General features: G+C 57.5%; 13 protein-coding genes and 1 tRNA gene. All 14 read left to right on the top strand.

Annotated features, from left to right (window positions below):
• Positions 1–801, top strand: a complete 801-nt coding sequence (locus CSZ94_RS03795) for an SDR family NAD(P)-dependent oxidoreductase (RefSeq protein ID WP_102120281.1) — start codon at positions 1–3, stop codon at positions 799–801.
• A 12-nt stretch (positions 802–813) separates the two neighbouring features.
• Entirely contained in the window at positions 814–1,326 is a 513-nt protein-coding gene (locus CSZ94_RS03790; protein ID WP_102120280.1) for a MarR family winged helix-turn-helix transcriptional regulator, read from the top strand.
• A gap of 2 nt (positions 1,327–1,328) precedes the next feature.
• Positions 1,329–2,183 carry an enoyl-CoA hydratase family protein gene (locus CSZ94_RS03785; protein WP_102120279.1) on the top strand — a complete coding sequence of 285 codons (855 nt, stop codon included), beginning with the start codon at positions 1,329–1,331 and terminating at the stop codon, positions 2,181–2,183.
• Between the two features lies 1 nt (position 2,184).
• Entirely contained in the window at positions 2,185–3,345 is a 1,161-nt protein-coding gene (locus CSZ94_RS03780; RefSeq protein WP_102120278.1) for an acyl-CoA dehydrogenase family protein, read from the top strand.
• A 17-nt stretch (positions 3,346–3,362) separates the two neighbouring features.
• On the top strand, positions 3,363–3,755 hold the full coding sequence (locus tag CSZ94_RS03775) for a RidA family protein (protein WP_102120277.1): 393 nt from the start codon (positions 3,363–3,365) through the stop codon (positions 3,753–3,755).
• A gap of 122 nt (positions 3,756–3,877) precedes the next feature.
• Positions 3,878–4,612, top strand: a complete 735-nt coding sequence (locus tag CSZ94_RS03770) for a PEP_CTERM-anchored TLD domain-containing protein (protein ID WP_180977353.1) — start codon at positions 3,878–3,880, stop codon at positions 4,610–4,612.
• Positions 4,613–4,677: 65 nt separating this feature from the next.
• Positions 4,678–4,752 (top strand) — tRNA-Arg (locus tag CSZ94_RS03765).
• A 172-nt stretch (positions 4,753–4,924) separates the two neighbouring features.
• Entirely contained in the window at positions 4,925–6,817 is a 1,893-nt protein-coding gene (locus CSZ94_RS03760) for an ATP-binding cassette domain-containing protein (RefSeq protein ID WP_102120275.1), read from the top strand.
• Between the two features lie 176 nt (positions 6,818–6,993).
• A complete protein-coding gene (locus CSZ94_RS03755) occupies positions 6,994–7,656 on the top strand; it encodes a CAAX prenyl protease-related protein (RefSeq protein WP_180977352.1) in 663 nt (220 codons plus the stop codon).
• A gap of 41 nt (positions 7,657–7,697) precedes the next feature.
• Entirely contained in the window at positions 7,698–8,969 is a 1,272-nt protein-coding gene (gene epsL, locus CSZ94_RS03750) for an XrtB/PEP-CTERM-associated polysaccharide biosynthesis outer membrane protein EpsL (protein ID WP_258000754.1), read from the top strand.
• A gap of 8 nt (positions 8,970–8,977) precedes the next feature.
• A complete protein-coding gene (locus CSZ94_RS03745; RefSeq protein ID WP_102120273.1) occupies positions 8,978–10,360 on the top strand; it encodes an undecaprenyl-phosphate glucose phosphotransferase in 1,383 nt (460 codons plus the stop codon).
• A gap of 681 nt (positions 10,361–11,041) precedes the next feature.
• On the top strand, positions 11,042–12,031 hold the full coding sequence (locus CSZ94_RS03740) for an EpsD family peptidyl-prolyl cis-trans isomerase (protein ID WP_258000753.1): 990 nt from the start codon (positions 11,042–11,044) through the stop codon (positions 12,029–12,031).
• 45 nt (positions 12,032–12,076) lie between these two features.
• Positions 12,077–12,865 carry a polysaccharide export protein EpsE gene (gene epsE / locus CSZ94_RS03735; protein ID WP_180977351.1) on the top strand — a complete coding sequence of 263 codons (789 nt, stop codon included), beginning with the start codon at positions 12,077–12,079 and terminating at the stop codon, positions 12,863–12,865.
• Between the two features lie 61 nt (positions 12,866–12,926).
• Entirely contained in the window at positions 12,927–14,336 is a 1,410-nt protein-coding gene (gene epsF, locus CSZ94_RS03730; RefSeq protein WP_102120311.1) for a chain length determinant protein EpsF, read from the top strand.
• The last annotated feature ends 18 nt before the right edge of the window (positions 14,337–14,354 follow it).

Here is a 14,354-nt window from a genome sequence, read left to right as displayed (position 1 = left end):
ATGAACAAGGAACAACTGGTCGGCGCATTGGCCGACAAGCACGCGCTGGTGACCGGCGCCGGCAGCGGCATTGGCTTGGCCTGCGCGCGCGCCTTGCTGGACGCGGGCGCCCGGGTCACCCTGGCCGGGCGCGACGGCGTGCGGCTGGCGCGCGCGCGCATGCAGCTGGAAGAGGACGGTCACGCGGGCAGGGTAGCCATCTGCGTGCTCGACGTGAGCGTGGAAACATCCGTGCAAGCGGGTTTCGCGCAGGCCGCCGCGCATTTCGGCCGCATCGATATATTGATCAATAACGCAGGCCAGGCGCATGCGGCGCCGTTCGGCAAGACGGACGCCGCGATCTGGCAGCAGATGCTGGCCGTGAACCTGACGGGCGTGTTCCACTGCTGCCAGGCGGCCATGCCTGGCATGCTGGAAACGGGCTGGGGGCGCATCGTCAACGTGGCGTCGACGGCGGGCTTGAAAGGCTATCGCTATGTCAGCGCCTACGTCGCCGCCAAGCACGGCGTGATCGGCCTGACGCGCGCGCTGGCGCTGGAAGTGGCGCCGCGCGGCGTCACCGTCAACGCCGTCTGCCCTGGTTACACGGAAACGCAGATGGTGGCGCAGGCCGTGCAGAATATCGTGCGCAAGACGGGGCGCGGCGAAGACGCGGCGCGCGCGGAACTGGCCGCCGCCAATCCGCAACAGCGACTGGTGCAGGTGCGCGAAGTGGCCGATGCGGTGGCCTGGCTATGCCTGCCCGCGTCGGCCGCCATGAATGGACAATCGATCGCCGTCGCCGGCGGTGAAGTCATGTAGACAATGGATAAAATGGACAATGAACGCGACCTCCCGCAGGCCGAACCGGTGCTGGATCTGGCCAGCCGCCTGACGCAGGACCACCACCAGTCGCTCAAGCTGTGGCTGCGCATGCTCTCGTGCACGGTGAAAATCGAAAACGAGGTGCGCACGCGCTTGCGCGCCAGCTTCGGCATCACCTTGCCCCGCTTCGATTTGATGGCGCAGCTCGAGCGCTTTCCCGATGGCTTGCGCATGGGTGAACTGTCCAAGCGCATGATGGTCACGGGCGGCAATATCACGGGCATCACCGATCAACTGGAGCAGGAAAAACTGGTGCTGCGCGTGGTCGATCCGAAGGACCGCCGCTCCTACAGCGTCAAGCTGACGCCGGCCGGCCGGCGCGCCTTCGACGAAATGGCCAGGGTGCACGAAGGCTGGATCGCCGAACTGCTGCAGGGCGTGACGCCGGATGATAAAACCCAATTGATCGACCTGCTGTCGCACATGAAACAGCAGCTGAACAACACTTCTCTGAAGGACTGAGCATGCGCCATTTATCGGGCCAGCCGCAAGACCTGCCAGGCAACCGCGCCAGCCTGGCTGGCTACGCTGCGCGGCATTTTCTGTTTTCCGTTGAAGGCGGCGTTGCCACCTTGACCTTGCACCGCCCCGAGCGCAAGAATCCGCTGACCTTCGATTCCTATGCGGAGTTGCGCGAACTGTTTCGCGCACTCGCCTACGCCGATGATGTCAAGGCGGTCGTCATCACTGGCAGCGGCGACAATTTCTGTTCGGGCGGCGACGTGCACGACATCATCGGTCCGTTGACGCTGCTCGACATGCCCGGCTTGCTGGCGTTTACCCGCATGACCGGTGACGTGGTGAAAGCCATGCGCGCCTGCCCGCAACCGATCATCGCCGCCATCGACGGCATTTGCGCGGGCGCCGGCGCGATGCTGGCGCTGGCCTCCGATATCCGCATCGGCACGGCGCGCAGCAAGACGGCTTTTCTATTTACGCGCGTGGGCCTGGCCGGCTGCGACATGGGCGCTTGCGCCTTGCTGCCGCGCGTGATCGGCCAGGGGCGCGCCGCCGAACTGCTGTACACGGGCCGCTCCTTGGCCGGAGCCGAGGCTGAACGCTGGGGCTGGCTCAACCGCCTGGTCGAGCCGGAAGAACTGGCGGAGGCGGCGCAGCTGTTCTCCGCCGGCCTGGCCAGCGGCCCCACGTTTGCGCATGGCATGACGAAGAAAATGCTGCAGCAGGAGTGGAATATGGGCGTCGATGAAGCCATCGAGGCGGAAGCGCAGGCACAGGCCATTTGCATGGCCACCAACGATTTTCACCGCGCCTATCACGCCTTCGTGGCGAAGGAAAAACCGCACTTCGAGGGCGATTGAGATGAGCAGCACACGCGATACGACTTACCTGGACTGGCCGTTTTTCGAAGCGCGCCACGCCGAACTTGAACGTGACCTCGATGCCTGGGCGACGCAGCACCTGGACGACGTGCATGGCGCCGATGTCGATGCGGCTTGCCGCGCGCTGGTGGCCCAACTGGGGCAGGGCGGCTGGCTCGCGCATGCCACGGGCATCGACGGCAAGATCGACACGCGCGCCATTTGCCTGATGCGCGAAACGCTGGCGCGCCACAACGGCCTGGCCGATTTCGCCTTTGCCATGCAGGGCCTGGGTTCGGGCGCCATCGGCCTGTTCGGCAGCGCGCAGAACAAGGCGCGCTATCTGCCGGACGTGGCCAGCGGCAAGCGCATCGCCGCCTTTGCCCTGTCCGAGCCGCAGGCCGGCTCCGACGTGGCGGCCATGGCGTGCGCGGCGCGCCGCGACGGCGAAGAGTATGTGCTCGATGGCGAAAAGACGTGGATCTCGAACGGCGGCATCGCCGACTTTTACGTGGTGTTCGCCCGCACGGGCGAGGCGCCCGGTGCGCGCGGCATCAGCGCCTTCATCGTCGATGCCGATAATCCCGGCCTGGAAATCGCCGAGCGCATTGCCGTCATCGCGCCGCATCCGTTGGCGCGCCTGCGGTTCGTCAACTGCCGCGTGCCTGTGTCGCAGCGCCTGGGCGAGGCGGGGCAGGGTTTCAAGGTGGCGATGGCGACACTTGACGTGTTCCGCACCTCGGTGGCCGCCGCCGCCCTGGGCTTTGCGCGGCGCGCGTTTGATGAAGCGCTGCGCCACGCGACAAAGCGCCACATGTTCGGCCAGACCCTGGCAGACTTCCAGCTGACGCAGGCAAAATTAGCGCAGATGGCCACCGGCATCGACGCGGCCGCGCTGCTCACCTACCGCGCCGCCTGGCAGCGCGACCAGGGCCGCAAGGTGACGAAGGAAGCGGCCATGGCCAAGCTGACGGCCACGGAAACGGCGCAGCAGGTGATCGACGCGGCGGTGCAGCTGTTCGGTGGCATGGGCGTGGTGAGCGACCATCCGGTCGAGCGCCTGTACCGGGAAATTCGCGCCTTGCGCATCTACGAGGGCGCCAGCGAGGTACAGCAGTTGGTCATCGCGCGCGAACTGCTGCGCGAGGCGGGCCACCTATGAATAATCAGGAGAACGTAATGCAAGTGCTGCAACCACCGGGATGGGCCAGGCCGCGCGGCTATGCGAACGGCGTGGCCGCTAGCGGGCGCACGGTGTACGTCAGCGGCATGATAGGCTGGGATGCCCAGGGCCAGTTCCATACTGACGACTTCGCGGGGCAGGTGCGCCAGGCGCTGCAGAATATCGTCGCCGTGCTGGCCGAGGCGGGCGCCTTGCCCGAGCACATCGTGCGCATGAACTGGTATGTGCTGGACAAGAGGGAATATGTGGCGGCATATCCACAAATCGGCGTAGCCTACCGGGAAATCATCGGCAAGCATTTTCCGGCCATGACGGCCGTGCAGGTGGCCGGATTGATCGAGGACAGAGCGAAGGTTGAGATCGAAGTGACGGCGGTGTTGCCTGACTGAATTTCTGCTATGAAACATTGTATATTGGTATCTAAAGAATAAATATAAAAACATTATCTATCGTGTTATATTTGGCAACCGGAAAATATATCGGTTTTAAATACTGACAGTCGAGGTAGAGGATGCACAATAATTTCAGAGCAGCAAGAAGCGTGGTGCTGGCCGTGGCCGGCATGGGTATTTGCCTGGGTGCGCAGGCTGGAACTGGCACTTCGTTACTCTCTCCCGGCTATCAGGCGCAGCTGGAAAGCTGGCTTGGTGAAGGCCGCGTGGCGCTGACGAATGTCTACAGCAAGGCGGCAGGCGACACCTCGCTGGATTTTCACAAGGCATCCGATGGCAAGGGGCGGACCTTTTCCATCATGGAAGCGACCAATGCCTCGGGGCAAACCTGGCTTGTCGGCGGCTACAACCCGCAAAGCTGGAGTTCCACCGATGGCATGCATGTGACCATGGATGACAGCCAGCGTACCGCCTTTCTGTTCAACCTGACGGCGGGCTTCATGCTGCCGCAATTGAAGCAATATTTCAGCGGTGATGGCATCGGCAGCGGCCAGACGTTTAACAGCCATGACTATGGCCCCACCTTCGGCGTCGGCCATGATCTGTATGTGCCGCAGGACCTCACGCATGGCGGCAGTTCCTTCCTCTATACCTATAATTATCTGGGCCAGCCATCGAGCGGCGTCAGTCTGCTCGACGGTTCAGTCTGGCATGGTAACGATGTAACCTTCGGCGCCATCCAGGTATTTGCCATCAGCGCCGTGCCGGAGCCGGGAACATATGGAATGCTCATGGCAGGATTGCTGCTGATAGTGGCGCGCAGGCGTGGCAGGGCTGCGGCACGCTCCGTCTGAAGTGGCGCGGCCCGTTTGCCAGGCTGTCAATGGTCAGCGCTTGCCTGTATAATGCCGCTGCGCGTGTCGCCATCGTACAATGGATAGTACAAGGTCCTCCTAAGACTTAAATGCAGGTTCGATTCCTGCTGGCGACACCACGTTTCCACGCAACGCGCGTCGGCAGCCTGTGATATTCCAGGCGGTAGTTACTGGTCGATGGCGATTGAAGTCCGAGTTATCGGTACAATGCGTGCTTCATTCATCCAATCGGCGGCTGTTTTGCACACCACGCGGTGTGCGCGAGACGGCGCCCGAGCACTCTTACTCATTATGGCTGTCATTTCTCTTTCATCGGCGCAACTTGCGTTCGGTCACGTCGCGCTGCTCGATCACGCGGAATTTTCACTGGAAACCACGGAACGGGTCGGCTTGATCGGCCGCAACGGCACGGGTAAATCCTCGCTGTTGAAGGTTATTTCGGGCAAGTTCAAGCTCGATGACGGTTTGTTGGTGATGCAGCAAGGCATCAAGATTGCGTATGTGGAGCAAGAGCCGCAATTCGACCCGGACATGTCCGTGTTCGACGCCGTCGCTTCCGGCATGGGCGAATCGCAGGCCTGGCTGAAGGAATACGATGCATTGACGGGCCAGTTTGGCCAGGGCAATGACGACGAATTGATGGAACGCATGCACGACATCCAGGTCAAACTTGATGCGGCCGATGCGTGGAGCTTGCCGAACAAGGTGGAAACCGTGCTCGACCGTCTGAACCTGACGGGCGACATGCTGATGAAAACCCTGTCCGGCGGGATGCAAAAGCGCGTGGCGCTGGCGCGCGCGCTGGTGTCGGCGCCCGACGTGCTGTTGCTCGATGAGCCCACCAACCATCTGGACTTCAGCTCCATCCTGTGGCTGGAAGGTTTGTTGCGTGACTTCAAGGGCAGCGTGTTGTTCATTACCCATGATCGCTCCTTCCTCGACAACGTCGCCACGCGCATTATCGAGCTCGACCGCGGTCGTTTGCTGTCGTATCCGGGTAACTTCACGGCTTACCAGACCCGCAAGGCGGAGCAGCTGGAAATCGAAGAAGTGGAAAACGCCAAGTTCGACAAGTTCCTGGCGCAGGAAGAAGTGTGGATACGCAAGGGCGTCAAGGCGCGCCGCGTGCGCGACGAAGGCCGCGTGCGCCGCCTGGAAGCGCTGCGTCTGACGCGCAATGCGCGCCGCGACCAGCAGGGACAAGTGAAACTGGACGTGTCGGCCGGCGAACGCTCTGGCAAGATCGTGGCGGACCTGGAAAACGTCTCGAAGATCTATGGCGACAAGGTCATCGTCAAGGATTTCAGCGCCACCATCTTGCGCGGCGACAAGGTCGGCCTGATCGGCGCCAACGGCGCCGGCAAAACCACCTTGCTGAAGATGATCCTGGGCCAGGAAGAGTCGGACACGGGCACCATCCGCCTGGGCACCAAGCTGCAAGTGGCGTATTTCGACCAGATGCGCACGCAACTGAACGAAGAAGCGAATTTGATGGAAACCATTGCACCGGGCAGCGATTGGGTCGAGATCAATGGCCAGCGCCGCCACGTGATGACCTATTTGAACGACTTCCTGTTTGCGCCGGAACGCGCCCGTTCGCCCGTCAAGTCGCTGTCCGGCGGCGAGCGCAACCGTTTGCTGCTGGCACGCCTGTTTGCCAAGCCGGCCAACGTGCTGGTGCTCGATGAGCCCACCAATGACCTGGATATCGATACCCTGGAATTGCTGGAAGAGTTGTTGGAAGAATACACGGGCACCGTCTTCCTGGTCAGCCATGACCGCACCTTCCTCGACAACGTGGTCACGCAAGTGATCGTCGCCGAAGGCGAGGGCAAGTGGCGCGAATTCGTCGGCGGCTACACGGACTGGGAGCGCGTGCGCACCTTGCCGATCGCCACGGCGCCAGCCAGCAAGCCGGGCGTGAAGGTCGACGCTGCCGCACCGGCCGCGAAGCAGAAAAAGCTCAGCTACAAGGAGCAGCGCGAACTGGAAGAGTTGCCGAATCTGATCGCCAAGCTGGAAGACGAGCAATCGGTGCTCGCTGCCGAGCTGTCTCACCCTGACTTCTACAAGAAGACGCCGGCCGAAGGCAAGCGTCTGAACGCGCGCGTGGCCGAGATCGAAGGCCAACTGCTGGAAGCGCTGGAAAAGTGGGAACAGATCGAGGCACGCGCCAACGGCTGATGCTTTTTTGCATAACCTGTTGTAATTAAGTCAGGATTACTTGCCACGGCAACCGTCCAGCTTGATATAATTATATAATTATATTTATTACATCGGGGGATGCATGTTTGTTATGAAAAACACGCGCTCCGGACCACCGCGTCCGGCGCGTGGCTCTTCCTCCGATGCGCGGCAATATGTGTGACCGTGCCGCCTTGCCCCGGGTAGCGCCCTTCCTGGCCTATCTCTCCTTCATTTTCATTGCCGACATGCTCGGTCGCTTGGGCATTACCGCGCAGGATGTGCGCTGGCTGTATGCCGTCAAGATCGGCGTCGTGCTGGGCATGTTGTTGTACTGGCGCCGCAGTTATACGGAACTGGCCTGGACAGGACTGGGCGCGCGCGCCACTGCCGTTGCCATTTTCGCCGGACTTGTTGTTTTTTTGCTGTGGATTAATTTGAATGCGGGCTGGATGAGCATCGGCAGCGCCGACGGCTTCGATCCCCGCAATGACGGCCGTATCGAGTGGACGCTGGTGGTGCTGCGCATCGCTGGCGCGGCGCTCGTGGTGCCTGTGATGGAAGAGCTGTTCTGGCGCTCTTTCCTGCTGCGCTGGATCGACTCTCCGGACTTTCTCGCCTTCCAGCCCCGCCTGGCCAGCGCCAAGGCGTTTGTCATCAGCGTCGTGTTGTTCGGCCTTGAACATAATTTGTGGCTGGCGGGCATTGTTGCCGGCGTTGCCTATAGCCTGTTGTACATGCGTAGCCAGAACCTGTGGTCGCCCATCCTTGCGCATGGCGTGACAAATGGCGTGCTGGGTCTCTGGATTATTTCTGGTGGACACTGGACTTACTGGTAATATTGCCAACCAACTGTTTGCTCTTTCAAAGACGATATCCCATGTTGAATTCCCTGCGTAAACATTTTTATCCGATGCCGGGAGCTGTCATCAAGCCAGCTCACCTGACGCAGGCACTGGCCCGCGCCTTGCCGGTGTCCATGTTGTTTGCTGGCGGCGTGACCTTGAGTCTGCCCGCAACTGCGGCCATCAGCGATACGATTGCGCCGTTTGTTGCGACTTCATACTCGTATGATGACAATTTATTCCGGCTTGACGATAATTCTCCCGGTTTTAATGGCCAACGTTCGGATACCTCGCGACAGGTGCAGGCCGGGTTCCTGTTCAATCGTCCGATTGGACGGCAAGTGCTGACAGGGCAGGCAAAGTGGTCGCGCGTGTACTTCGACCATTTTGATCAACTCGATTACAGTGGCAAGGACTTTTTTGCGGATATTGAATGGCACATCGCCAATCACCTGGACGGTCATGTGGGCATCAGTTACGGGCAGAGTTTGACCCCATTTAGCGATTTACAGACTACGGATCGGAATTTGCGGGTGATTCGGCGCGAATACGCCAACGGCGGCTGGCGCTTCCACCCCAGCTGGCGGGTGCGCGGCGGATTCACAAGAGACCGCTATTCTTATGATTCCATTTCCCAGAGAATTTCCAATCGTCAGGAAGATGCGACAGAACTCGGCCTCGATTATTTGCCGGCTAGCGAGAGTCGCATCGGCGTGCAGTTGCGTCATGTGAAGGGCCGCTACCCAAATCGCGCCAACCTTGCTGCATTTGGCGTCGAGCAAGGTTATGAGCAGGACGAGATCAAGGCCAATGTTTTTTGGCGTTTCAGCGGCATCACGCAGGCGCAACTGCTGGCGGGCTGGGTCAAGCGCAAGAATGAATTGTTTTCTGGGCGGGATGCTAGCGGGGCCAATGGACGCCTGATCGTTTACTGGGCGCCGCTGGGGAAAGTGCGGTTTACAGGCAGTCTGTGGCACGAGTTTGCGTCGGTAGAGAACTCCTTGATTTCGAGCAGCCTGAATAACGGCGCCAGCATCGCAGCGGCTTGGGATGTCTCCGCCAAGGTGCGTGTAGATGCGCAATTGCGCCATGAGAAGCGCGACTTTTCTGCAGCCCAGGGCTTGGTGCTGCCACGTGATGTCAGCGACACGACGCGTTCTACATCAGTCGGTGTGACTTATTCGCCGCGCCCCAATATACAGCTAGGCGTCAATGCTTTCCATGATGCGCGTAATGGCGCACCTATTATTAACACAGGTAGTTACCGGGCTAAAGGGCTTTCCTTTAGTGCCAATGCCCAGTTTTGAAGAGCATCATGACGGTCAATGATATACCCTTGATTTCATTTTTCCAGCGCATCCTGGACCCCTTGATCATCATGGGCACGCTGTACTTGTTGTCCGCTTTGTCGGGCTCGCCCTTTACCGGCTATTCGCTGGTATTGATGATACTGGCGTTTTTCATTTCCTCGTCCGTGTTCCAGTATGTCGATCCCTACCGCACCTGGCGCAGCGGCCGCATGCTGGCGTTCGCCCGCGATATTTTTGTCAGCTGGGGCATCACGGCCCTGATCCTGGTATTCCTGGGTTCGGCGACAGGACTGGCGTTTCATTTTGACCGCGAACTGGTGCTGGCCTGGTTCTTGTTGACGCCATTCATATTGCTGCTCAGTCATCTAGCCGCACGGCGCATGGTGGCCGATCCTGGGCGCGACAGTGAAGTGCGCTCCGTCGTGATTATTGGCGCCAACGATGCCAGCCTGAAATTTGCCGCCACCGTGGAGCGCAACCCGAATCTGTTCATGAGTGTGCGCGGTTTTTTTGACGACCGCACGGATGACCGCTGGCCGGAAACAATGCGCGAACCGATGCTGGGAAAAATGGCCGATATTGCCGCCTATGTACGCGAATACAATATCAAGATGATATTCATCAGCCAGCCTATTTCTGCCCAGCCGCGCATCCGCAAGATGCTCGATGAACTGCAGGATACAACGGCGTCCGTGTACTTCTTGCCCGATATCTATATCTTCGACCTGATGCAGGCGCGTTTCGATAATGTGGGTGGTATGCCGGTGATCGCCATCCGCGAATCACCGTTCACGGGATTTAACAGCATGGTCAAGCGGGGCAGCGATATCGTGCTGGGCTTGCTGATCCAGATCATGTTGTTGCCAGTGATGCTAATCATCGCGATCGCCGTCAAGATGACCTCAAAGGGGCCTGTGATTTTCCGCCAGCGCCGCTACGGTCTGTATGGTGAGGAAATCATCGTCTATAAATTCCGCTCGATGACAGTCAGCGAGGATGGGGCGACGGTGACCCAGGCAACCAAGAACGACCAGCGGGTGACGCGCATTGGTGGATTTTTACGGCGCAGCTCCCTTGACGAATTGCCACAATTTATTAATGTGTTGCAAGGGCGTATGAGTATCGTAGGCCCTCGCCCCCATGCGGTGGCGCATAACGAGCAGTATCGTAAGCTAATCAAGGGCTACATGTTGCGGCATAAAGTCAAACCTGGCATCACAGGGTGGGCACAGGTCAACGGTTTGCGGGGTGAGACGGAAACCTTGGACAAGATGGAAGCGCGTATTCATTTTGACCTGGATTACCTACGTAACTGGTCGCTGTGGCTCGATTTATGGATCATCTTGCGTACCGTCAAGGTTGTGCTCAAACGGGACAATGCCCATTGACGTGAAGTCGGCCAACAATGCCGCTTTGGAATATTTTTTGCGCAAGATCAATACGCGTTAGAATAAAGCAAGCGTTCGAAGTGCGAGCCTGGCTCGCACAGGTCAAATCCGGCGGTGATGCAAGAACCGACATGAGACATGCATTGCAATATAGTATGAAGACACTTGGCGGCGAGTTTTTTGTCGCATCGGGCCAGTCATGTCAATCTTGCTGGACACCGGCCGGACAGGTATGTTGTCCCTCCAGGTTCATGGAGTGTGTTTTCATCAGCGCTACCAATTAGGATCAGGCCTTATCCCCGCCGGTCTTGAGCAAAAGATTTGCTGCCAGCATCCAGCAGGCGAGCAAGCTTCACTCATGTAATTCACAAGAAATGCTATTCTATTAAAACTATGCAGCGGTGAACAATGTTTCATCATGGCAAGTTTTCTTTGGAAACAGTTGTTTTTAAACCTTCTTAATAGATTTTTAAGCAAATACTTTCCAAGGTGGCTTGTACATTGTGTATCATATTTATAATATTGACAATTGTGTGGCCGAACCGCATAATTTCGTCCGAAATCTGCCTATTTTTACAATATTTTTTTGCATGAATATTGTGTCAATGCTTATAGTTGGCAGTGCCTGATTTCCTTACATGAACCAAAGGAGTAATTTTGAACCATTTGCACAAGGCGTGTTTGATCGCGCACAAACCAGTGTTTTATCCCCGTTTGCTGTGTGCGGCCTTGGTCTTGTTGACTGCTGCTGGCCTGTCAGCTTGCGGCGACAAGGAGAAAAAGCCTGGCCAGTCACTGGTCAGTGTAAATGGCGAGGAAATTACCGTTTTGCAGCTCAATGAAGAAATGCAGCGCGCCAACGTTCAGGGGTCTCAGCAGGAAGCAGCCAGCAAGCAGTTGTTGGAGTCCCTGATCGACCGCCAGTTGCTGCAGAATGAAGCGGCGAAGGAAAAGGTCGACCGCGATCCGAAAGTGGTGCAGGCTGTCGAGCGCGCCAAGGCACTGATCGTCGCGCAAGCTTACATGCAAAAACGCATTGGTACCATTGCGCGGCCGACTAAAGAAGAAGTGGAAGATTACTTCAAGAAGAATCCGCAGTTTTTTAGCCAGCGCAAGCAGTTTGATATGAAGGAACTGGTGATTGCCAGCGCCGACATGAATGACCAACTGAAGGCCGCCATGGATACCGCCAAATCACTGGAGGACGTTGCTTCTTGGCTGGACGCGAACAAGGTCAAGTATGCGCGCACGCAGTTGTCGCGTACCAGCGCCGACCTGGCACCCGAATTGAGCACGAAGCTTCTGGCGATGCCGAAAGGGCAATTGTTCATCATTCGCGAGGGAGACCGTACGCTGCTAATCTCTCTCTCGGACGTGCGCGATAACCCTGTCAGCCTGGCACTGGCAACGCCGCAGATCGAACAATTCCTGTTCAATAAAAAGAACAAGGATACGGCCGACGCCGAATTGAAGCGCCTGCGCGCTGCGGCCAAGATCGAGTACCTGAACAAGGATGCGATCGGTAAGGCGGCAGCCAGCACTCCTGTGGCCAGCGTCCCGGTGGTGGCGGCCGCGTCGGCGCCGGTCAGCGCGCCCGAACCAGCGGCGCCAGCTCCAGCGGCGTCCGCTTCCACGGAATCCAATGATCGTGGCGTTGCAGGCTTGAAGTAAGTCGCAGCTTTTTTGGTTGTCAATTTATTATTAAGTGAGTGAATCATGAAACGACTTTCGATGTGGTGTATGGCGTGCTTGCTGACGCTGAGCGCCGGGTTCGCCGGTGCCGCCGACGTGCTGCTGGGCGCTGGTGATGTGCTGAAGATATCCGTGTATGGCAATGCCGACCTGGCGCTGGAAACGCGTGTGAGCGAGGCGGGCGAAATCACTTTTCCACTTGTAGGCAATGTGGCGCTGGGCGGTCTGTCCGTATCGGCGGCGGAAAAGAAAATCGGTGGTTTGCTTGAAAGCGGCAATTTCCTGCGCAAGGCGCAGGTGAACATCATTGTCACGTCCCTGCAAAGCCAGCAGGTATCCGTGCTGGGGCAGGTCAATCGTCCCGGCCGCTATCCCATCGAAGGCAAGCGCAGCGTCATGGACATACTGGCAATGGCCGGCGGTATTAGCCAGGATGGCGGCGATTTGGTCAGTTTGATCCGCAAGCGCGCTGGCACGGCCAGCAAGGAAGTCATTGATGTGATCGACATGGTACGCAATGCCAATCTGAGCCGAGATCTGGATTTGGCGGGTAATGATGTCATTTATGTTGAGCGAGCTCCCAGGTTTTACATCTATGGCGAAGTTCAGCGCCCTGGTGCCTTCAAGCTCGAGCGTAACATGACGGTGCTGCAGGCACTATCCGTAGGTGGTGGGTTGACTCCGCGTGGTACGGAACGTGGCGTGAAAGTCAAGCGTCGTACGGCTGAAGGCGTGATGGAAATTATCAGTGCTAAGCATGATGACTTGTTACAGGTAGACGATGTTGTATATGTGCAGGAAAGTTTGTTCTGATCAGGAATGAGCAGGAATAATGCCGCTCTCTGGCTAGCCCTTTAAGATTGTGAGTTTGACCATGAATTTTTCCCAAATATTGTTAATACTACGGGCGCGTCAGAAAATTGTGCTGATCACCTTGCTCATTACTGTTCTGACGACACTGGCTGTCAGTTTGGTACTGCCAAAAAGCTATATGGCAACCAGTTCGCTTGTATTGAATTACAAGGGTGTTGATCCCTTGACTGGTATGTCGATGCCTGGGCAATTACTGCCAGGCTACATGGCCACTCAGATTGATATTATCAGCAGCAAGAATGTTTCCTTGCGTGTCGTTGATCGCCTTGGCTTGGCGCAGAGTCCTGCAGTAATAGAGCAGTTCCATCAAGCTACCGAAGGAAAGGGCACGGTACGTGACTGGCTAGCTGATTTGCTGCTGAAAAAACTCGAAGTGGTACCTTCGAAAGAAAGCAGCGTAGTCGATATCAGCTTCAAAGGCGCCGATCCGCAATTCGTGGCCGCTATTGCAAATGCTTTTGCTGATGAGTACCAAAAAATTAGTATTCAGCTCAAAGTTGATCCCATGAAAAAGGCAGCCGTCTATTTTGATTCGCAACTGAAGTTGTTGCGTGATAATGTCGAAGTAGCTCAAAGCAAATTGTCCAAATACCAGCAGGACAATGGCATTGTCAGCCTCGACAATCGTCTTGATGTGGAATCGAATCGCCTCAATGACTTGTCCGCGCAACTGGTGGCGGCACAGGGGCAAACCATGGAAGCGAGTTCACGGCAGCGCATGGCGAGTGGTAGTGGTTACGCCGAGTCGCCGGATGTTGCTTCCAATCCCTTGATTCAGAATTTGAAAATCGGCTTGGGGAATGCGGAATCAAAGTTTGCCGAAGTATCTCAGCGCCTGAGCAACAATCATCCCCAGTATCAAAGCGCAAAAGCGGAGGTCGATAAATTGCGTATGGATCTGCGCGATCAGCTGTCCATCGCCTCGCGTAGCGTAGGTAACAATGCACAGATATTTCAGCAGCGCGAGGGCGCCATTCGTTCTGCCATGCAAGAACAGAAGGCCAAGGTGCTGGAACTGAACCGTACTCGCGATGAAATGAACGTGCTTAGCAAGGATGTGGAGAACGCGCAGCGCGCCTTCGATATCGCCTCCCAGCGCTTCTCGCAAACTCGTATCGAAGGTCAGTCGGACCAATCCGATATTGCGGTGCTAAATCCTGCTGCGCCTCCAATCGAACCAGCCGGTCCTAAGGTATTGCTCAATACCGTACTGTCGTTATTCCTGGGAACCATGCTAGGCCTCGGATTGGCCATTCTGGCGGAGATGCTGGACCGCCGAGTGCGTTCGTATAGTGACTTGGCTGACGTGGCACAGATTCCAGTGCTGGGCGTGATCGAATGGAACGAACAACCGCGCAAGCGTTTTGGCTTGTTCAAGTCAGCGCCACAGCGTCGCCTTCGCTTAAGTTAAGAATTTTATGGACACCAC

This window comes from Janthinobacterium sp. ROICE36 (assembly GCF_002869965.1).
Classification (GTDB): Bacteria; Pseudomonadota; Gammaproteobacteria; order Burkholderiales; family Burkholderiaceae_D; genus Janthinobacterium.
Note: the sequence above shows the minus strand (reverse complement) of the source record. Positions and strands in the feature narration are given on the sequence as shown.